Source organism: Promicromonospora vindobonensis (assembly GCF_042685865.1).
GTDB lineage: Bacteria > Actinomycetota > Actinomycetes > Actinomycetales > Cellulomonadaceae > Promicromonospora > Promicromonospora vindobonensis.
In genome coordinates this window covers 2514204-2535107 of the sequence record NZ_JBHUOG010000001.1, presented here as the reverse complement: position 1 = coordinate 2535107, position 20904 = coordinate 2514204, and the positions used below count along the sequence as shown (strand labels likewise).

The following is a 20904-nucleotide window of genomic DNA, read 5'->3' as shown; positions in this document are numbered from 1 at the left end:
CCCACCCTCCTCTGTCTCGTGGGCGGGTCAGTCGCGGGTTGCTATGTCCGTGACGGCGTCCTGCATGGTCGCCTGCGCCTCTGCGGCGTCGGCGCTGCCCGACCCGAGGTCCGCCGCCGCCTTGGCGAGCGGCAGCTCGCTCGTGATCGGGCCGAGGATCGCGCCCTGGCCCTGCGGAAGCGCCCAGCGGTCCGCCGACTCGGGTGCGGCGGCCAGGGTGTCGGTCACTTCGGCGGGCCAGACGTCGGAGAAGGCCTCCTTGGAGTCGACACCGATCTCCAGCTCCGACCACGCGTCCGTGTACTCGGTCGGGTTGTCGGCGGTGCCTGCGCGCACCGGCACCTTGCCCTCTGGGGCCATGGCCAGCCAGTCCACGTACGCGTCGGACATCATGTACTCGACGAAGTCCGCGGTCTCCGGGTCGGCGCCGTCGGTGATGCCCCACGAGACGAACTCCACGTACCCGGCTGCCTCCCCGCCCGCGGACGGTCCCTCCACCACAGGGACCACCGCGGTGTTCTCGGCGAGCCAGCCCGGGTCGTCGGCGCACTCGTCGCACGACGGCGTGAACTCTTCACGCAAGCCGGCCATCTCGTCCAGCAGGAACGACGACCAGATGGTCATCGCCGACTGGCCGGCGAAGTACGACGACCGCGTGGACTCGACTCCCTGCGTGCCGTCCGGTGAGAACTCGCCGGCCAGGTCGGCGTAGAGCTCGATCATCTCGGTGCACTCGGGACTGTCGAGGGTCGCCTCTCCCGCGTCGTCCACCAGCTCGCAGCCGTTGCCCTGCGCCAGGAACTCGAGGACCTGTTGGGTGAACGGGTCGGCCGCGTCAGTGGCAAGCGTGATCCCGTGTCGGCCCTTCGTCGTGAGCTCCTCGGCGGCAGCGCGCAGGTCGTCGTAGGTGGCGGGCGGCTCGAGGCCGGCCTCCTCGAAGAGGTCGGTGCGGTAGTAGACCATCATCGGCCAGGCGTCCGACGGCACGGCGAGCAGCTCGTCGCCGTCGCTGGTCAGCTCGAGGGCCAGCGGCGCGAACGTGTCCTCGCCGAGCGCCTCGACCACCTCGGCCGCCGCGTCGCGATCGAGGTAGCCGTCCCGGTCGAAGGACCGGACCAGGCCTGGGCTGATCGCGTTGACGACGTCCGGCATGTCGTCGCCGGAGAGCGCCGCTGCGGACAGGAGCTGGGAGATCTGGTCCTCCTCGACCGGCACCAGGTCGGTCTCGACACCGGAATCCTCGGCCCAGGCGGCCATGGCCTCCTCCTGGATCGCGAGGCGTTCGGGCTGGGTCTCGACGGTCCAGACGGTGATCGTCCCGTCGGACTCGGGCGCACCACTGCCGCAGGCGCTGAGCGTGAGGGCCACGGTGGCGGCCGTTGCCGCTGCGATCGTCAGGCGGACCGCAGCCGCCCGGTTGTGCCGGAACATGACATCTCCTCGCCATTGAGTGAGTGGATCTGGCACTTATGTCTAACCTACTGTCGAAAGATGCACAAGGACGTGGAGCAAGTCGCCGTGGACGCCGCCGCGCGTGTCCTCGACACCAACTGGACAGGGCGGCACACCGTCCCCGCGACAGGGCTGTACCCGCACCAGTGGAGCTGGGACTCGGCCTTCGTCGCGATCGGCAACCGCCATCGTGAGCCGGCGCGCGCCCGGGCGGAGCTGGTCACGCTCCTCGACGCGCAGTGGGCCGACGGCCGGGTGCCACAGATCGTCTACGACGTCGGGCGCGACGACGACTACGCGCCGGGGGCGGGCTTCTGGCGCTCGGAAACCTCCGGGCTGGTGCAGCCGCCCGTGCACGCCTGGGCCGCATGGCTGGTGCACTGCGCCGATCCGGCCGGCTCCGCACGTGAGGGGTTCTTCGCCAGCGTGTACCCGCGACTCGTGCGCTGGCACGAATACCTGCACGTCCGGCGCGCGGGTGGCGTGGGCCTGCCCGTGGCGAAGCACCCGTGGGAGACCGGCACCGACAACTCGCCCCTGTGGGACGTGGCGCTCGAACGGGTGCCGCCAGAGGCGCGTACGCCCATCCGCCGGCCGGACCTGCGGCACGCTGGGTCCGGCGAACGCCCCGGCGGCCGCGACTACCGGCGGTACTACCGTCTCGCCGAGGCCTACCGCGACGCCGGCTGCGCAGACGACCTCCCGATCGGCTTCGCCATGGTCTGTCCGCTGTTCGCCTCGGTCCTGGCCGTCTCGGAGCTCGCGCTGGCGCGGATGGTCACGGCGCTGTCTGACGGCGGTGGGAGCGCGCCGTCGGCCGCCGGCGGCGCGCACGAGGCTGCCGCCGCCCGGGTGATCGCCGCGCTGGACAAGCACCTCTGGGACGAGGAGCTCGGACTGTACGTGGCCCTGGACGACACCACGGGCGAGCGCGTTCACCGGGCGACGGTGAACGGCCTGGTTCCGCTGCTCCTGGCCACCCCGCTTGCTCCCGGGTCCGCCATGGGACCAGAAGGTGCGGTGGGGGTCGGGGCCGGACGCGCCGAACGCATGCTGGCGACGCTCGCCGGCCCCGGATTTCTCGGCGGCGGGCCGTTCCTGCCCAGCACCTCCCGCGAGGACCCGGCATTCGACCCTGCCCTCTATTGGCGAGGACCGGCATGGTTCAACATGTCGTGGTTGCTGCAGCGCGCCGTCCGGGCTCGTGGTCGTGACGACCTCGCCGCGCGGCTGAAGGGTCATTTCACCGTCGCCGAACCGGAGGGGTTTCCCGAGTACGTGGACCCCGATACGGGAGCGGGCCGCGGAACCCGTCAGTTCTCGTGGACCGCAGCGCTGACGCTCGACATGCTGCTCTCGGAGGAGATCGAGGTGCTGCCCCGGCCATAGAGCAGCATTCGAAGAGCCCTTCCACAGGCAGAGAGACGACGAAGGCCCCGGCTCCCACACAGGGAACCGGGGCCTTCTCGCGATCAGGCGATCAAGCGAGCGCTAGCTCACTCGGCGACGACCTTCACACCGATCTTGGCCGACACCTCAGGGTGCAGGCGGATCGACACGGTGAAGTCACCGGTCGTCTTGATGGACTGACCGATCTCGATCTTGCGCTTGTCGACCGACGGGCCACCGGCAGCGGAGACCGCACCGGCGATGTCCGCCGTGGTCACCGCACCGAACAGACGGCCACCGGGGCCGGCGTTCGCAGCGACGACGACCGGCTTCGCGGACAGCGAGTCGGCCAGGGCCTTCGCCTCGTCCAGCGATGCGACCTCGCGGCTCTTGCGAGCCTTGCGGATCGCGTTGATGTCGGACTCGGCGCCCTTGGTCCAGGGCGTCGCCAGCGAACGCGGGATGAGGAAGTTACGGGCGTACCCGTCCTTCACCTCAACCACGTCGCCGGGCTCGCCCAGGCCGGTCACCTCGTGGGTCAGGATCAGCTTTGCCATTGTTCTCGATCCCTTCCTCAGCGAGCCGTCGACGTGTACGGCAGCAGGGCCATCTCGCGGGCGTTCTTCACGGCCTTCGCGATCTGACGCTGCTCCTGCACGGAGACGCCGGTGACACGACGAGCGCGGATCTTCCCCCGGTCGGAGATGAACTTGCGCAGGAGCGCCGTGTCCTTGTAGTCGATGTTGTGGATCTTCGCCGACTTGAGCGGGTTGATCTTCTTCTTGGGCTTGCGCACCACAGGCTTCGCCATGGCGTTGCTCCTTTGTCAGGTGCTGCTCACTCGGCCTGGCGGGCCGGGCGAACGAAAAAAGGTGAACGGGGGGTGCCGATCAGAACGGCGGGTCGTCCGAGAACGAACCACCGGACGACGCCGGGCCTGCCGTGGCCCACGGGTCGTCATTGCTCTGACCGCCACCGGAAGAGCTGAATCCTCCGCCGGAGCCGCCGCCCTGCTGGGCGCCGCCTCCGCCGTTGAAGCCACCACCGCCGCCGCCACCGAAGCCGCCGCCACCACCGGACCGCTGGGCCCGGGTGACCTTGGCCGTGGCGTAGCGCAGGGACGGACCGATCTCGTCCACCTGCAGCTCGACAACGGTGCGCTTCTCGCCCTCACGAGTCTCGTAGGAGCGCTGGACCAGGCGACCCTGCGCGATGACGCGCGTGCCCTTGGTCAGCGACTCCGCGACGTTCTCCGCGGCCTCGCGCCAGATCGAGCAGCGCATGAACAGGGTTTCCCCGTCCTTCCACTCGTTGCTCTGGCGATCGAAGGTGCGCGGGGTCGACGCCACCGTGAAGTTGGCGACCGCAGCACCTGAAGGGGTGAAGCGCAGTTCCGGGTCCCCGGTGAGGTTCCCGATCACTGTGATGACAGTTTCACCAGCCATGCCAATTCCTCGATTCAGTCGACGTTCCGTGCGCGGTACCTAGGTTCGCGGTGAATGCAACCACGAACCACTGACACTCGCGCGGCGCAGGAAGGTTCAGCTCCGACGACTCACTTGTCGCCGGTGCGCAGGATCTTGGTACGCAGCACGACCTCGTTGAGGCCGAGCTGACGGTCCAGCTCCTTGGCGGTGGCAGACGTCGCGGTGAAGTCGACGACGGCGTAGATGCCCTCGGTCTTCTTCGTGATCTCGAAGGCCAGACGGCGGCGCCCCCAGATGTCCACCTTGTCGACGGAGCCACCCTCGGTCGTGATGACCGACAGGTACTTGTCGAGCGACGGGGCAACGGTGCGCTCCTCGACCTCCGGGTCCAGGATCACCATCAGTTCGTACTGACGCATGTGTATACCCACCTCCTCTGGTCTCAGCGGTCACGGCAGTTCCGTGACAGGAGGGTTCACAGCAAGGGCCAAGCCTACCTGCCATGTGCGCGACGGCGGAACCGAGCGGGCGAGACCCCTCTCACACGCGAGAATCCGCGGTTCCGACAACGGCTGAGGGGCCGTCTCCGCAGAGACGGCCCCTCGACGACAGGACCCGAGGACGACGCGGGCTACGGGGTGTTGCCCCTGCCCCCGCCGCCGCCGTTCCCGTTTCCGTTCCCGTCCGTCGGCTCGTCGGTCGGGAAGATGCCGCCCGGACCACGGGAGACGAGCACCCGCACCTGGCTACCGGCCTGCACCTCCGAGCCCTCCCCCGGGCTGACGTTCATGACCACGCCCTCGGCGTAGTCCTCGGACGCCTGGTACTCGAAGACCGGCTCGAGCCCGGCACCTTGGATCCTGCCCCTGGCGTTGTTCTCGTCGCCGCCGATCAGGCCACCCGGTACCTGCGCCGTCTCCTGCTGCGGCGGGCCGGTCGAGACCTCGACCCGGATGCTTGAGCCACGCTTGACCTCCTGGCCCTCGTGCTGCACGGACAGGACGGTCCCTGCGGGGTGCTCGCTCTCGGCCTCGACCGGAGCGGGGTTCACTCCGGCCGTGGACAGCGCCGCCGAGACGGGTGCGATCTGCTGGCCGACAAGGCCGACCGGGACCAGCACCTTGTCCTCAGGGTCGTCCGAGATCGTCGGCGAAGGATCCGGGCTGGGCGTGGGGGCCGGCGGCGGGACCGGCGGCTTGTACTCCGGGAACTCCTGCACCTCCATGCCCTCGGTCACCGTCTTCATGTACTCGGTCCACGCCCAGACGGGCCACGTGCCACCGGTCAGGCTGCCGCCCGCCCACTCGCCGAAGGGTGTGATCGAGTCCTGGCCGCCCTTCTCCGTCGCCTGGTAGAGGCCGACGACCGTCGCGATCTGGGGCGTGTAGCCGGCGAACCACGCCGACTTGTTGTCGTTGGTGGAGCCGGTCTTGCCGGCAACCGGACGCGGGTTGGCGTCGGGGCCGAGGAGCTCGAGCGCCGGCGTGCCGGAACCCTTCTCGACCACCTGCTGCATCGCGTACGTGGCCTTGGTCATCACCTCGGGGTCGATGGCCCCCTGCTCGGGAATGCCGGTCCACTCGTGGATGACCTTCTCGCCGTCCTTGACGGAGGTCACGATGTGCGGCTCGCTGCGCGTGCCCTGCGCGGCGAAGGTGGCGTACGCGCCCGCGAGGTCGACGGCGCGCACCGGTTCGGTGCCGAGCACGTTGGACAGGGTGGAGTTCGTCGACTCCTTCGGAATCCCGGCCCGGATCGCGACGTCCTGCGTCTTCTCCGGCCCGATCTCGACGTTGAGCTGCGCGTAGACAGTGTTCACCGAGTTCGCCGTCGCGTCGATCAGGTCGATGTCACCGAACGACTCGCCACCCGATCCCGGGGCGCCGAAGTTGGTGAGCTCCACCTCGGGTCCGCCCGCCTCCTTGGTCCAGCCCGGGATCTGCATCGGGCTGTTGCCCGTGTAGTACTCGTTGAGCTCGTGCCCCTCCTCGAGCGCACCGATGAGGGTGAACGGCTTGAAGGTGGAGCCAGGCTGCGCCTTGCCGTCGGTGGCCGCGTTGTACTGGTTCTTCTCGTAGTCCTTGCCGCCGTACAGGGCGCGGATCGCGCCGTCCTTCGGGTCGACGGACACGATGGAGACGCCGAGCCTCTTCGACGCGGCGCCCTCGCCCTCCGTCGGGATGGTCTTCGCCGCGGCGACCGCGGCCTTCTGCCACTTCGGGTTGATGGTGGTGTGGATCTCATACCCGTTGTTCATGAGGTCCTCCTCGTCAAGGCCTGGCTTGCCGGCCAGCTCCTTGCGGACCTCTTCGAGCAGGTAGCCCACCTGGCCGGCGCGGGACACCGGCTTGTACTTGACCGGCTCCGGGAAGGTGGCGGAGCTGCGCTCCTCCTCCGTGATGACTCCCTGCTCGGCCATGTTGCGCAGGACGCGGCCCCACTTCTCCTCGGCGACGGCCCGGGACTCCTCACCGAACCGCGGGTCCCAGTACGACGGCGACGGGATGATCCCCACCAGCATCGCTGTCTCGGAGACGGTCAGCTCCGCTGCGGGCTTGTCGAAGTACGCCTTGGCGGCTGCCTCGAAGCCGTAGGCGCCACGGCCGAGGTAGATGCTGTTGAGGTAGCCCTCGAGGATCTCGTCCTTCGACTTCTCCTGGTCCACCTTGACGGCCAGGATGATCTCGCGGAACTTGTCCGCGTAGGACGTCTGGCCCGGCTCGAAATAGGTGTTCTCCACGTACTGCTGGGTCAGCGTGGACCCACCCTGCCGTGCGCCGCCGGTCACGTTGCTGACCAGCGCGCGGACCATGCCGAGGGGGTCGACACCCATGTGGTTCTCGAAGTTCTGGTCCTCGGACGCGAGCACGGCCTGGCCCACGTACGGGGGCATCTCGTCGAGTCCCAGGATGGTGCGGTCCACCGCCGCGAACTTACCCATCACCTGGTCGTTCGCGTAGTAGACGGTAGTGGTCTCCGAACCGATCTCTTTACGCTCGTCGGGTACGGCCCAGCCGATCCACCCTGCCGTGAACACGCCCACGACCAGCGACATCCCGGTCAGGACGGTACCGACCACAACACGCCATGACGGGACCCAAGCACGGAGTCCCGTGCGGTGCGGCCGGGGATAGTTCCAGATTCCCCGTCGGCGCCGGGGCGTCTGCGGCCAGATCGGAGAAGGACTCCAGTTCGCCACGTCTTCCTCGTTCCTCGTATCGATCCAGTGATCGCACTGGACCCCGAAACGATAGAGGATCGATGTTCACGGCAAGTAGCACAAACGCGGTTTCTGTGTGTACGCCCCGTGTTCGAGCGGCGTTTCTACCGACCTTTCACCCGTGCCTACCCGAAGAGCCCACCGCCCTCGTCCTCGGACGGATCATCGGTCGGATCGCCCTCGCCCTCCTCGGGCCCGCTGGAGACGACGATCATCACCTGGCTCCCCGTGGGCACTTCCGTGCCCTCGCCCGGGTCGACCGAGATCACCCGTCCCTCCGGTACGGAGTCGGACGGCGCCTCCTGGGCCACCGGCTCCAGATCCGCGGCGGCGATCTGCTCCTCTGCGTACCCCTGATCCTGGTTGGTCAGGCCCCATGGCACGGTGGTGGTCTCTTCCTCCACCTGGGAGCCGTTGGAGACCTCGACCCGGATGGTCTCGCCGCGGTCGACCTCCTGACCCTCGCGGTCGACGGCGAGCACGGTGCCGGCCGGCTGGTCGCTGTCCACGTCCACCTGCTGGGGGATGAGCTCGGCACCGGCGAGCGCCGACGCGGCAACGGTGTACTGCTTGCCGACCAGCCCGGTCGGCACCATGACCTTCTCTTCCTCCGGCTCCTCCGACGGGCTCTGGGTGGGCGACGGCGACTGGGTCGGCTCGGGCGGCGCCGGCGGCGTGTACTCCGGGAGCTCCTCGATGTCCATGCCCTCGGTGGCCCGCACCATGTAGTCGGTCCACGCCTCCACCGGCCACGAGCCACCGGTGATCTGCTCGTAGCCGCCGAACGGCTGGATCTGCTCGTACTCGTTCTTGTCGATGTTGTACTCGTAGAGACCGACCACGGTCGTGAGCTGCGGCACGAATCCGGCGAACCACGCGGACATGTTGTCGTTCGATGACCCCGTCTTGCCGGCGACCGGCCGCTCGAGCTCCAGGGCGGGCGTCCCCGAACCTTCCTCGACCACCTTGCTCATCGCGTAGGTCGCAGCCGCCATGATCTCTTCGTCGAACATCTTCTCGCGCGACGTCGAACCTTCGTGGATGAGCTTCTCGCCTTCGGTCACCTTGGTCACCATGTGCGGCGTGGTGCGGTAGCCCTGCGCCGCGATGGTGGAGTAGGCGTGCGCCAGGTCCACGTTGGTCACGTAGGCGGTGCCCAGCACGTTGGCGAGGTTGCCGCCGATGCTGCAGCAGTCGCGCGTGTCGGGGTTGTCGTCGGCCTGCGGGATGCCGAGCTCGTAGCCGACCTCCGCCGTCGTCTCGGGTCCGATGTCCTTGTTGAGCTGGCCGTACACGACGTTCACCGAGTCCGCGGTGGCCATCGTCAGGTCGAGGCTGTTCCACGACTGGTTGTCGAAGTTGTACAGCGGAACGTCGGGGCCGCCCTCCTCCTGGTTCCAGCCCTCGATCACGGTGCCGTCGATGGCTCCGTACCGCTTGGTGAGCGGAATTCCTTGTTCCAGCGCCCCGATCAGCGTGAACGGCTTGAAGGTCGACGCGCCCTGCGCCTCGAAGGTCGCCGCGTTGGTGGGTGCGGTCGAATAGTTCGGCCCGCCATACATCGCCTTGATCTCGCCCGTCTGCGGGTCGATCGAGGTCAGCGACGCGCGGGTGAAGTCGTTCGCGTCTTCGGGCAGCTCCATCGTCTCGTACGCGGCGGCCTGCATCTTGCGGTCGATGGAGGTCTGGATCTTGTAGCCGTTCTGCGTGAGCTGGTCGGCCGAGATGCCCTGCTCGTCGAGCTCGTCGGCGACCTGCTCCATCAGGTAGGCCGTCCGGTTGTCACCCGAGCCCTGCTGGTACTTGACGAGCTTGGGGTACTTCGCGGCGCTGCGATCCTCCGAGCTGATGGCACCGGTCTCCACCATGAAGTCGAGCGTCCGGTTCCAGCGTGCCTCGGCCTGCGCCTGGGCGGCCTCGCCCTGCCGCGGGTCCCAGTACGTGGGGTTCGGGATGATCCCGGCGAGGAAGGCCGCCTCGGAGACGGTCATCTCGGTCGCCGAGTGCCCGAAGTAGGCCTGCGACGCCGCATCCACGCCGTACGCACCGCGCCCCAGGTAGATGGAGTTGAGGTAGCCCTCGAGCACCTGGTCCTTCGACTGCTCCTGCGTCACCTTGAGTGCCAGGATCACCTCGCGGAACTTGTCCGCGTACGTCGCCTCGCCGACACCGACGTAGTAGTTCTCGACGTACTGCTGGGTCAGGGTGGAGGCACCCTGCTGAGCACCACCCGTCACGTTGTTGAGAGCCGCTCGGGCGATCGCCGGCAGGTTGATGCCGGGGTGGGTCCGGAAGCTCTGGTCCTCGGACGCGATGACGGCGTCGGGTACGTGGGACGGCAGGTCCTCGAGGGACACCAGTGTCCGGTCCTGCGCCGCGAACTTCCCCAGGGTCTTGCCGTCCGCGTAGTGCACGGTGGTGGTCTCGAAGTCGACGCTGTTCAGCTCAGCGGGCACCGTGACGTTCACCCAGGCGGCCATGACAACACCTGCCACGAGCGACGTACCGGTCAGCAGCGTGCCCACGACGACGCGCCACGACGGGATCCACGCGCGGATCCCGGTGCGATACGGACGGGGGTAGTTCCAGATTCCCTGCCGTCGTCGGGGAGTTTGCGGCCAGATCGGAGGGGGACTCCAGTTCGACACGTCAGCCTCTTCCTCGGTTCGACTTGCGCCCGCCGGTGCGGTCGACGCACTCGTCACGGCGGACAACCCGAAACCATAGGGGATCACCTACGGGCCCTAACAGCCCCGAACCGCTCCACAACCCCGCCGCGGGACATTTCGCCCAGGGTCAGCCCAGACCGTCTGCTCCCGCTTCACATTTCATCCACTTACGGCCCGACGGCGGCGGCCGCGGAGGGCGCGGATTGCGCAGCGGGATCCGGATGCTTATCCTCACGATGTATCGACTCGATACATCGTGCAGAACTGATACGCCCGGGCAATCCATGACGGGCCCGGAAGGAGGACACCGTGCGCAGCCGGTCCGACGTGCTGGAGACCGCCGTCCTCGGCCTGCTCAACGAGTCCCCCCTGCACGGGTACGAGCTTCGCAAGCGCCTCAACCTGGTACTCGGCTCCTTCCGCGCCTTCTCGTACGGCACCCTCTACCCGGCCCTGAAGGCGCTGGTCATGCGCGGTCTGATCGCGACGACGGAGAACGACCCGCTTCCGCCCCCACCCCGCAAGGGGAAGGCGGGGATCCCGGGCCGCACCGCCAAGCCAAAGCCCCTCGGACGACGTCGCGTCGTCTACGAGCTGACCGCCGAGGGCAAGGAGCACCTCCAGACCGTCCTGGCCACCGCCGGACCGGCGGCCTGGGAGGACGACAACTTCGACGTGCGGTTCGCGCTCTTCGCGCAGACCGACGCCGAGACCCGCCTCCGGGTCCTCGAAGGCCGGCGCACCCGGCTGACCGAGCGCCTGGAGACGTTCCGCCAGGCCGCGACGCACCCGCGCTCGCGGCTCGACGAATACGCACTCGAGCTCCAGCGGTTCGGGCTCGAAAAGGTCGAGCGCGAAGTGCACTGGCTCGACAGCCTCATCTCCACCGAGCGGGGACGCGCCTCGGCGCCGAACCGCTCATCGCAGCAGGAACAAACGAAGAAGGAGCGAGGATGACCTCCATCCGCGTGGGCATCGTCGGCGTAGGAAACTGCGCCTCGTCCCTGGTCCAGGGCGTGCACTACTACCGTGACGCCGACCCGGCGAGCACCGTCCCGGGCCTCATGCACGTGCAGTTCGGCGACTACCACGTGTCGGACCTCGAGTTCGTCGCGGCGTTCGACGTCGACGCGAAGAAGGTCGGCTTCGACCTGGCCGAGGCCATCACCGCGTCCGAGAACAACACGATCAAGATCGCGGACGTGCCGCCGACGGGTGTGACCGTCCAGCGCGGACCGACCCTCGACGGCCTGGGCGACTTCTACCGCGAGACGATCGACGAGTCCACGAAGGACGCCGTCGACGTCGTGGCGACGCTGCGCGAGGCCGCGGTCGACGTGCTCGTGTGCTACCTGCCGGTGGGCTCCGAGGAGGCCGCCAAGTTCTACGCGCAGTGCGCCATCGATGCGGGTGTCGCCTTCGTCAACGCTCTGCCGGTGTTCATCGCTTCCGACCCCGAGTGGGCCAAGAAGTTCGAGGACGCGGGCGTGCCGATCGTCGGCGACGACATCAAGTCGCAAGTCGGCGCCACCATCACGCACCGCGTGCTGGCCAAGCTGTTCGAGGACCGCGGCGTGGTCCTCGACCGCACCTACCAGCTGAACGTCGGCGGCAACATGGACTTCAAGAACATGCTGCAGCGTGACCGCCTCGAGTCGAAGAAGGTCTCCAAGACGCAGTCCGTGACCTCCAACCTCACCGGCGCCCTGGCGGGCAAGAAGGACGACCGCAACGTCCACATCGGTCCGTCGGACTACGTGGCGTGGCTCGACGACCGCAAGTGGGCGTACGTACGCCTCGAGGGCCGCGCGTTCGGCGAGGTGCCCCTCAGCCTGGAGTACAAGCTCGAGGTGTGGGACTCCCCGAACTCCGCCGGCATCATCATCGACGCCGTCCGGGCAGCGAAGATCGCCAAGGACCGCGGGGTCGGGGGGCCCCTCCTGTCGGCGGCCACCTACTTCATGAAGTCCCCGCCGGTGCAGATGGAGGACACCGCGGGCCGCGCCCAGCTGGAGTCGTTCATCCGCGGTGACATCGAGCGCTGAGCGCCAGAGCGCAGATGGTCGGCAGAAGGTCAGGTGATCGGCAGCCCGGGGCTACCGATCACCTGACCTTCTGCCGAACTCACGACAGGTTCAGGTCCCGAGCTACTTGATCGGGTCCAGCTCGAAGTCGGTCACGACGGTGGTGCGTGGCGCCACCTTCGCCGATCCGACCTCCGGGATGTACCCGTTCGCGGTTGCGATGATCTGCGCGTTCTTCTCCGACTTGTCGAACCAGTACTCGTAGGTGCCGTCCGCCCCGGTGACCAGGGTGACCGCCGAGTATGCGCCGTTCACCTGGACCACGGCGTCCCCGAGGGAGACGACGCCGTCCGGTGTGAAGCCCGACACGGTGCCGGCGAGCTTGCCCCAGCTGCGGGGCGGGTTCACGATCATGCTGACGTCGACGGCGGGGGCGTCGTACGGCGTCTCCGCGTCGGCCACCAGCGTGCCGGTGAAGGTGCCGGGCTGGGCCACCACACCGCTCATGGCCGCCGTGATCGTCTTGCTCTGGCCCGGCTCGAGCGTGAACTCGGTCGGGTCCATGGTCAGCCACTCCATGCCGCCGCCGGCAGTCTCACCGGAGACGTTCATGACGATGTGCATGTCGGGCCAGTCGATGGAGTCGGTGGTCGCCGGCTCCGGGAGCCCGCACTCGGTGGCGGAGAGGTACGACGGCGCGGTCTGACCCGCGGCGTTGGACCCGATGTAGAAGACCCCACCGTTCGACTGCTGGTTGGGCGAGACGACCTCGACCACGAGCGTGGCGCCGGCGGGTACCTCACCCGTCACGGGCACCGAGATCATCGTCAGGGTCGACGCGGGGATGCTCACCTCGGCCGTCCCGATCGACGTCAGGTTGGCGAAGGTCAGCTCGCCGTCCAGGGTGTGGAGGTTGACGGTCAGGGTCTGAGCGGTGGCCTGCTCGACACCGAAGGACACCTCCGAGACGTCGAAGTTGCCGTCGATACCGAAGTCGCTCAGCGTGAACGTCCGGAAGAAGCGGTTCTCCGTCGTTCCGGCCAGGCTGCCGCACGATGCCGAGTTGAGCTCCGTGATCTCCTGCGAGGCCGAGTGGGTGAGGTTGGTGGCGTCCGGCCGGACCGGGATGGACTCCGGCGTCACGGTCTTGCCCGTTGTGCCCTTGCCGGCGGCCTGGAGGCGTGAGTCCGAGCTACCGAACGAACCGCCCAGGTTGGCCGACGGCTTCGCGGACTCGGCCACGGTGGCCTTGCCCTCGGGGTGCTGGATGACGGCGGCGCCGTCCATGCCCGCCATCTCGAACCCACCGCCGCTGCCCGTCATCTCGACGGCGGTCGGCGCGGTGCCCTCGTTCGTCACGGTGAACCGCTTGGACGTGGAGCTGCCCAGCGGCAGGGTGGTGTCGATCGACTCGGTGCTGACCGCGAGCATGCCCGCGGCGAGCGACGCGTCGAACGTGCTGGTGTCCTCAGGAGCGAGGGTCACCTCTCCCGAGGCGGCCTCGTAGTCGGGGGCCGTGATGTCGACCGTGTACTCGCCGGGCAGGGCGATGGCCGTGTAGGTGCCGTCCTCCTGCGTCGTGGCGGTGCGCGTGACGCCGTCGGCGACCGCGGTAACTGTCGCGCCCTCGACGGGCTCGCCGGTGTTGCGGTCGGTGACCGTGCCGTCGAGGAACGAGAGCACTGGCGCCGTGTAGGTGACCGTGAGGCCCTCTGTGACCGCCGGGGTGTTGGTCGAGTACTGGAGGCCGACGGTGCCGGTCTCGTTCTCGATGCCGATCGACGCGGAGCTGCCCTTGGCGGTCTCGGTGTCGGTGACCGCGCCGTAGCCGAACAGCACCGTGCCGTCCGCGACGAGCGTGACCGAGAAGTTCAGGCGGTCGGTCGACGGCGAGTACTTGCGCACGTTGCGCCACTCGACGACGAAGGCGTCCTGTCCGTCGACCGTGGTGGTCCCGGTGTAGAGGCCCGCCTGGGCGTCGAGGTGGAGGTCGTCCCAGAAGGGATAGAGGGCGGCGTTGGGTACCGCGCTGTTCGGGATGGTGCTGTTCCCGAAGCTCGTGCTGGCGGCGAGGAAGTTCAGGTGACCGTTGGAGGTCACGAACGCCGCGTCGTAGCCCACGCCGTAGTAGGGGAAGTCGAACGGAAGGTCGATCGACGTCTGCACGTCGTCCCCGGTGAGGGGGAGCTCTGTGTCGCCCTGCAGGTAGTCACCGGTCGACGTCGCACAGGAGTAGCCGAAGTCGTCGGTGACGGCCGTGATCTGGACCGGCACGTCCTTCGCGCCGTCGACCACGACGTCGCTCTCGTAGGACGAGGCGCAGCCGCCCATCGTCACGGTGAGCGGGTAGGTGCCCTCGGGGACGTCGGCGAAGGCGAAGGTGCCGTCCGCGCCGGTGGTGACGTCCTCGAAGTGGCTGCCGAGGCTGACCGGGGCGCCCGCGACCGGGTCTCCCGATCCGGCGAAGGTCACCATGCCCGTCACGGCGTGCGACGGGGCGGCCTCGAGCGTGATCGGCACGTCGACGGTGCCGTCCTCGACGACGGTGGCGGCGGCCGGCTCGGAAGCCAGGTAGCCGAAGGCGGACGCGGAGACCGCGTAGTCACCGGTGGCGACCCGCGCGGTGAACGTGCCCTCGCTGTCGGTGCGGACGTTCCGGTCGTGCTCACCGTCGATGACGACGTCGGCGGACGCGATCGGGGTGCCGGCGGCGTTGGTCACGGTGCCGGAGACATATCCGGTGGCGCCGATCGGGGCGGCGTCGATAAGCGCTGCGGCGTCGAGCTTGCCCTCGCCCCAGACGTTGTTGTTGCCGGCGGTGCCACCGCAGGAGGTGTCGTCCGTGTCCACGGCGGTCTCGTTGAGCAGCGCCTGCGTGCCCTCGATGTCACCGACGAGCGCGGGTGCGGCGCTCCACAGCAGCGCGATGGCGCCCGCGAGGTGCGGGGCCGCCATGGACGTGCCGTTGAAGGCGGAGTAGCCGTCACCGGGGACGGACGAGCGCACGTTCACGCCGGGGGCCGCGATGTTGGGCTTGACCATGCCGTCCTGGCCGGGGCCACGCGACGAGAAGTCGGCGATGGCACCGGACACGCCGAACGCACCGACCGAGTAGGAGCCGGTGTTGGCGCCGGGGGACGACGTCGTCTGGCACGACGGTCCCGAGTTGCCGGCTGACCACGTGCCGAAGATGCCCGAGGCCTCCCAGGCTGCCGTGGTCTCGGTGTACCAGTCGTCGATGGAGCCTGCCGCTCGGGCGCCCCACGAGTTGTTCACGACGTGCGGCCGCATCGACGGATCGGCTTCCGTGCCGTCGGTGCGGGTCGGGGCGAGGATCCACTGGCCGGACTCGAGCAGGTCCACGTCGGAGCAGGTGTCACAGCCGTTCGTGGCGATCCAGTCCGCGCCGGGTGCGACACCGATCTGGTTGCCCGCACCGTCGTCGCCAACCATGGTGCCGACGGTGTGCGTGCCGTGCCCGTTGTCGTCGAACGGCAGCTCGGCGGAACCGGAGGTGTCCTGCCAGTTGTAGTCGTTGACCAGCGTGCCGTCGGGCTGCATGCCGCGGTAGTGGTCGGCCAGCGCCGGGTGGTCGTACTGCACGCCGGTGTCGATGTTCGACACCGTGATGCCGTCACCCGTGTAGCCCATGTCCCAGACCTCGGGAGCGTTGATGGCGTCCAGGCCCCACTCGACGGCCTGGGTCCCCTTGTCGCTGACCGGGGTGCGCTTGACCGGCTCGACCAGGTTCAGCCTGACCGTCTCGCTGATCCGCTGGACCTCGCTGTTCTTGGCGAGCTTGTCCGCCAGGGCAAGCGTGCCGTCCTCGACGAGGATCCGGTTGCTGATCCAGTAGCTCTCGTAGTCGGCGTCGACGGCCTTGAGCTCCTTGACGAGGCTCGCCTGGGATGCCCTGGCCGTGCTGGTGAGGGCGTCGTAGACGTACTGACCCCGCTCGTCCCAGCTGCTGATGCCCCTGGCGTCCGTCAGGTCGGCCTCGTCGGCCAGCTCGACCCAGAAGTCGGCGGTCTTGCGCTCGGTCAGCATCTCCCTGGCGAAGTCGGTGAGCTTGCTCTCTGGGTCGGCCGCGACGGCCTTGGTTGTTGTCGCTGCCGTTGTCGGGGACGTTCCTGCGAACGCCGCCGGGGCGACGCTCAGCGCTGATGTCGCAACAAGCGCGAGAACCGCTGTAGCGGTTGCCGAGCGTTGTGCGAGAGCAGTTCGACGGTGCATGAACCCTCCATTACCCGGCGCATCCGCGACACCGGATGCGCTTGGACGGCCCACGGTTGTGGGCCAGCCCTAACCGTCGTTTGCGTAGTTCAACCCGACAAGGTCGGTTTGCGGTCAGGCATGGGTCACTTTTCGGTCAATATACGGTCGAACAAACGGCAATTGCCCGTGTCAATGGTTCACCCTCTTTTTCACCCTCGCCCTGGCGAGAATTCACCCGCTATCAGGCCAGTCGTGGCGTAAAGATGCCAGCGGGGCGGGAATGCGTCATTTCCGGCACGCAACGGGAAGGTAACGAAAAATTGACCTCGGCGGTACGACTCGGGGGCAAACTGGCACGCGCTGCCCGGGTTTGACCCGGCACGCACCTGAACGGCCAACCCATGGAGGGTGACGCACGTGACGATCGACCCCGCACCAGGTTCAGCCCCAGGTTCCGTCCCCGGCCTCGTCGTCTGTGTCGGCCTCCCTTCGGACCAGATCATCGAGATCGCTCACCTCCTCCGTGGCCGGGCAACGGTGCTCGCCACTCCTGACGCGGAAGGCGCACGCGCCGTCCTCGACAACCAGGCCGCACCCCGGCCCGGCAGCAACGCCTCGTGGCGTGGACTCGGCGCGCAGGCCGAGCGGTACGACAACCCTGGCCCTGGAGACGACCATGCCTACGGACGGCACCTTCCCGAGCACCCTGTCGACCGCTTCACCGAGCCTTCCTCCGAGCCCGACAACCTCACCGAGGCCCCGATGCGCGGGGCCGCGGCGGGACTCCGGTCGACAGCGCTGTCCTCGACCGCACGCACTCCGTCACCCGGCATGCCCGACGCCGGGGCAGGCGGTCGCAGCGGACGGTTCCGGCCGGCGTCGGGCAGCGTGCTGGCGCAGCCCGTGCTGCGCGCGGCGGTCTCCGTGCCACCACGGCAGCGAGCCGGGGGCTCCGGCACCGGTGCCCAGGGCCCCGGTGCGGGCGCCGGCCGCGGTCCGCGAGTCGTCGGCTCCGACACCGGCGCGGTGCCCACCGTCACGGGGCCGGTCACGATGATCGCCCCACCCACGGTCGAACCGCTCGTGGCGGGACCGCTGCTCGTCGACCTGGCCGGTCGGGAGGTCACGGTGCTGGGCCGGCGCGTCTATCTGTCGGCGCGGGAGTTCGACCTGCTCGCGACGCTCGCCCTCGAGGCTGGCCGGGTCTGGTCGTTCGCCGAGCTCACGGCACGGGTGTGGCAGCTGCCCTACCTCGGTGACTCCGACCCGGTGACGTCAGCGGTCAAACGGCTGCGCAAACGGCTGGCGCCGGTCCGGGACGTGGAGGTCGCCTCGGTCCGTGGCGTGGGCTACCGGCTCAAGGTCCGGGTATAGCGCCACTCCGCGCGGACCACGCAAGGACGACGGCTCACGCTCCCGTGACCAGCCAGCGGTCGCCCCGCGCACGCCACCCTGTCGTCACGGCGCGGGCGGCCATGAACACGCCGGCGAAGGCGAGCCAGAGCCAGGCGAGCCCGTACGGGCCGTCGGGCGCCCAGCGGGAGACGGCGAAGGCGAACGGAAGGTAGACCACCAGCGTGGCCATGCCGGCCCAGGCGAGGTAGCGGCCGTCACCCGCACCGATCAGGACGCCGTCCAGCACGAAGACCCAGCCCGCCATGGGCATCAGCACACCGCACACCGCAATGCCGAGGGCGATGGCGACGCGCACGTCGGGGTCCGACGAGAACAGGGGTGCGATCCACCAGCCGGCCGCCGCCAGAACCACGCCGATCGCCGCACCCGACCCGATGCCCCACTGCAGGCAGCGGCGCAGCACCAGACGGACATGGCCGACGTCGCCGGCGCCGAGCCCATGTCCGACCAGGGCCTGCGCCGCGATGGCGAGCGCGTCGAGCGCGAACGCCGCGAGCCCCCACAGCGAGCTCACCACCTGGTGCCCCGCGAGCGCGACGGCACCGAGGTCGGTCGCGACGACCACGGTGAGCAGGATCGCTCCGCGCAGGCTCAGGGTCCGGATCACCAGCGGTACGCCCGCGCGAGCCCCAGACAGGATGCCCGCCCGGTGCGGACGCAGGCTCGCGCCGCGGGCACGTGCCCCGCGCACCACGATCACGCCGAGCACGACCGCCATGAGGAGCTGGGTGATGGCCGTCCCCAGGCCGGAACCCGCGATGCCCATCCCTGCCCCGTACACGAGCGCGAAGTTCAGCCCGGTGTTGAGGAGCGCTCCGGAGGCGGCCACGACCAGCGGCGTGCGCGTGTCACGCAGGCCACGGAGCACACCCGTCGCGGCCTGGACCACGAGCATCCCTGCGAGCCCGGGCGCCGACCACCGCAGGTAGGTCACCGCGTGCTCCGCGACCTCGCCCTCGGCGCCGAGGGCGGCCACCGTCAGCGGGGCGGCGAGCAGCAGCGTGGCGACCAGAGCAACGCCTATCCCGAGCGCGAGCCAGATCCCGTCGATGCCCGACTGCAGCGCCTCCCGCTCCTTGCCCGCACCCGTGAGCCGGGCCACCGACGCCGTGGTCGTGTACGCGAGGAAGATGCACAGCCCGACGAGCGTGAGCAGCACGTTGCTCGCGAGCGAGAGGCCCGCGAGCTGGGCCGTGCCGAGGTGGCCCACCACCGCACTGTCCACAAGCACGAAGACGGGCTCGGCGACGAGCGCCCCGAGCGCGGGTACCGCAAGGGCGAGGATCTCCCGGTCGATCGATCGGCGAAAACCCGGGGTGTGGCGAGGCTCGCCCAACTTTCTTTCCTCCACAGGCTGGGGGTTACGTCGTTGCAGGTCAGAGGGGATGGTGATGTTTTACACAGGGTTTATCCACAGCTGGGGACAGGGTTGTCCACCTGGCTATACACAGGCGTGGGCCACCTTTCCACATGATGTGCACAGGCCTGTCCACAGGTCTCATTGCGTCGGGATCCGCAGGGGCTTACCGTCAGCGGAGCCTCCTTGCCGGCCCGGCGCACCCGGACCGTCACACACGACACAAAGGCGTGTCGTGGCCGACGTCCCGAGAGTGTCTGTGGCGAGGAGTAGAACAGATGTAGGACGTCGATGGAGCGCACGCGCAGCGTGCGCCGAGGCGTCATGAGACGAGGAAGGTAGGGGGTGCGATGTCGATCGAAGAGCTCGAGTCGAGCTATTCCGGCCGGAGCCCCGGCCTCGACCGCACGCCGCCGCAGGACATCGCCGCTGAGATGAGCGTGCTGGGCGGCATGCTGCTCTCCAAGGACGCGATCGCCGACGTGATCGAGCAGATCCGCGGCAACGACTTCTACCGGCCGGCGCACGAGGCCATCTACGACGCGATCATCGACCTCTACGGTCGTGGCGAGCCTGCCGACGCCATCACGGTGCTCGCCGAGCTGCAGCGTCGAGGCGAGCACGCGCGCGTCGGCGGTGCCCCGTACCTGCACGACCTCATGGCGGGCGTGCCGACAGCCGCGAACGCCGGCTACTACGCCCGGATCGTCCGCGAGCGCGCCATCATGCGCCGCCTCGTGGAGGCGGGCACCCGCATCGTCCAGATGGGCTACGCCACCGACGGCGGCGAGGTCGACGACGTCGTCAACAACGCGCAGGCCGAGGTCTACGCGGTGACCGAACGCCGGGCGTCGGAGGACTACCTGCCGCTGGCCGACATCATCGGGCCGACGTTCGACGAGATCGACGCCGCGCAGGGTCGCGGCGAGGGGCTCACCGGGGTGCCGACCGGGTACTCGGACTTCGATCGCCTGACGAACGGCCTGCACCCGGGCCAGATGGTGGTCGTGGCGGCCCGACCTGCTGTCGGAAAGTCCGTTTTGGGTATCAATGTCGCTGCCCACGCAGCGATTCATCACAACCAGGCGGCCGTCATCTTCTCCCTGGAGATGAGCCGCAACGAGATCGTCATGCGAATGCTCGCTGCCGAGGCCCGCGTGCCGCTGACCAAGATGCGCAGCGGCAACATGGACGACGGCGACTGGCAGAAGCTCGCCGCGACCATGGGCAAGGTCTCCGACGCCCCGCTGTTCGTCGACGACTCGCCGAACATGTCCCTCATGGAGATCCGCGCCAAGTGCCGGCGACTCAAGCAGAAGCACGACCTCAAGCTCGTGGTCATCGACTACCTCCAGCTGATGTCGTCCGGCAAGCGCGTCGAGTCGCGTCAGCAGGAGGTCTCCGAGTTCTCGCGTTCGCTCAAGCTCCTCGCGAAGGAGCTCGAGGTGCCCGTGATCGCGATCTCGCAGCTGAACCGTGGCGCTGAACAGCGCAGCGACAAGAAGCCGCAGATGTCGGACCTTCGTGAGTCGGGCTCCATCGAGCAGGACGCCGACGTCGTGATCCTGCTGCACCGCGAGGACGCCTACGAGAAGGAGTCGCCGCGCGCCGGCGAGGCGGACTTCATCGTGGCCAAGCACCGTAACGGCCCCACCGATGTGATCACCGTGGCCTTCCAGGGTCACTACCAGCGGTTCGTCGACATGCAGGTGTGACGGCCGCCTTCCGTCGAGGT

The 20904-nt window shown here is 68.7% G+C and carries 14 protein-coding genes; 5 read left to right on the top strand and 9 right to left on the bottom strand.

The annotated features are described in order from the left end of the window. Window positions 1-27: 27 nt before the first annotated feature. The gene (locus ACFS27_RS11450; protein ID WP_377182990.1) at window positions 28-1431 is read right to left on the bottom strand and encodes an ABC transporter substrate-binding protein; all 1404 of its coding nucleotides are present in this window, start codon (window positions 1429-1431) and stop codon (window positions 28-30) included. Between the two features lie 60 nt (window positions 1432-1491). On the opposite strand from ACFS27_RS11450, the gene ACFS27_RS11445 reads away from it, so the two are divergent. Further along, window positions 1492-2841 carry an MGH1-like glycoside hydrolase domain-containing protein gene (locus ACFS27_RS11445; RefSeq protein ID WP_377182988.1) on the top strand — a complete coding sequence of 450 codons (1350 nt, stop codon included), beginning with the start codon at window positions 1492-1494 and terminating at the stop codon, window positions 2839-2841. A gap of 107 nt (window positions 2842-2948) precedes the next feature. Here the strand turns inward: ACFS27_RS11445 and rplI are convergent, their stop codons facing one another. From rplI to ACFS27_RS11415, 6 genes are all read right to left on the bottom strand, one after another. After that, a complete protein-coding gene (gene rplI, locus ACFS27_RS11440; RefSeq protein WP_377182986.1) occupies window positions 2949-3398 on the bottom strand; it encodes a 50S ribosomal protein L9 in 450 nt (149 codons plus the stop codon). A gap of 17 nt (window positions 3399-3415) precedes the next feature. Then, window positions 3416-3652: a 30S ribosomal protein S18 gene (gene rpsR, locus ACFS27_RS11435; RefSeq protein ID WP_116673133.1), complete on the bottom strand. Its 237-nt coding sequence runs from the start codon at window positions 3650-3652 to the stop codon at window positions 3416-3418. 79 nt (window positions 3653-3731) lie between these two features. Then, complete coding sequence (locus ACFS27_RS11430) at window positions 3732-4286, bottom strand: single-stranded DNA-binding protein (RefSeq protein WP_253876727.1); 555 nt, start codon at window positions 4284-4286, stop codon at window positions 3732-3734. 110 nt (window positions 4287-4396) lie between these two features. Then, complete coding sequence (gene rpsF / locus ACFS27_RS11425; protein WP_377182983.1) at window positions 4397-4687, bottom strand: 30S ribosomal protein S6; 291 nt, start codon at window positions 4685-4687, stop codon at window positions 4397-4399. A 212-nt stretch (window positions 4688-4899) separates the two neighbouring features. After that, on the bottom strand, window positions 4900-7323 hold the full coding sequence (locus ACFS27_RS11420) for a transglycosylase domain-containing protein (protein ID WP_377182981.1): 2424 nt from the start codon (window positions 7321-7323) through the stop codon (window positions 4900-4902). Between the two features lie 290 nt (window positions 7324-7613). Continuing rightward, window positions 7614-9968 carry a transglycosylase domain-containing protein gene (locus tag ACFS27_RS11415; protein ID WP_377182979.1) on the bottom strand — a complete coding sequence of 785 codons (2355 nt, stop codon included), beginning with the start codon at window positions 9966-9968 and terminating at the stop codon, window positions 7614-7616. 498 nt (window positions 9969-10466) lie between these two features. On the opposite strand from ACFS27_RS11415, the gene ACFS27_RS11410 reads away from it, so the two are divergent. Both ACFS27_RS11410 and ACFS27_RS11405 read left to right on the top strand, forming a co-directional pair. After that, window positions 10467-11114 carry a PadR family transcriptional regulator gene (locus ACFS27_RS11410; protein ID WP_377182977.1) on the top strand — a complete coding sequence of 216 codons (648 nt, stop codon included), beginning with the start codon at window positions 10467-10469 and terminating at the stop codon, window positions 11112-11114. Continuing rightward, a complete protein-coding gene (locus ACFS27_RS11405) occupies window positions 11111-12202 on the top strand; it encodes an inositol-3-phosphate synthase (RefSeq protein WP_377182975.1) in 1092 nt (363 codons plus the stop codon). The genes ACFS27_RS11410 and ACFS27_RS11405 overlap by 4 nt, the downstream gene beginning before the upstream one ends. A 102-nt stretch (window positions 12203-12304) precedes the next feature. Here the strand turns inward: ACFS27_RS11405 and ACFS27_RS11400 are convergent, their stop codons facing one another. Continuing rightward, window positions 12305-16414, bottom strand: a complete 4110-nt coding sequence (locus ACFS27_RS11400) for a S8 family serine peptidase (protein WP_377182973.1) — start codon at window positions 16412-16414, stop codon at window positions 12305-12307. Window positions 16415-16813: 399 nt separating this feature from the next. Between ACFS27_RS11400 and ACFS27_RS11395 the strand changes: the two genes are divergently transcribed. Further along, window positions 16814-17770 (top strand): winged helix-turn-helix domain-containing protein, encoded by a 957-nt coding sequence (locus ACFS27_RS11395; protein ID WP_377182971.1) that lies wholly within the window; start codon window positions 16814-16816, stop codon window positions 17768-17770. A 34-nt stretch (window positions 17771-17804) separates the two neighbouring features. Here the strand turns inward: ACFS27_RS11395 and ACFS27_RS11390 are convergent, their stop codons facing one another. Then, window positions 17805-19148, bottom strand: coding sequence for an MATE family efflux transporter (locus tag ACFS27_RS11390; RefSeq protein ID WP_377182969.1), 1344 nt, complete (start codon window positions 19146-19148; stop codon window positions 17805-17807). Window positions 19149-19519: 371 nt separating this feature from the next. Between ACFS27_RS11390 and dnaB the strand changes: the two genes are divergently transcribed. Continuing rightward, entirely contained in the window at window positions 19520-20884 is a 1365-nt protein-coding gene (gene dnaB, locus ACFS27_RS11385; protein WP_377182967.1) for a replicative DNA helicase, read from the top strand. Window positions 20885-20904: the final 20 nt, after the last annotated feature.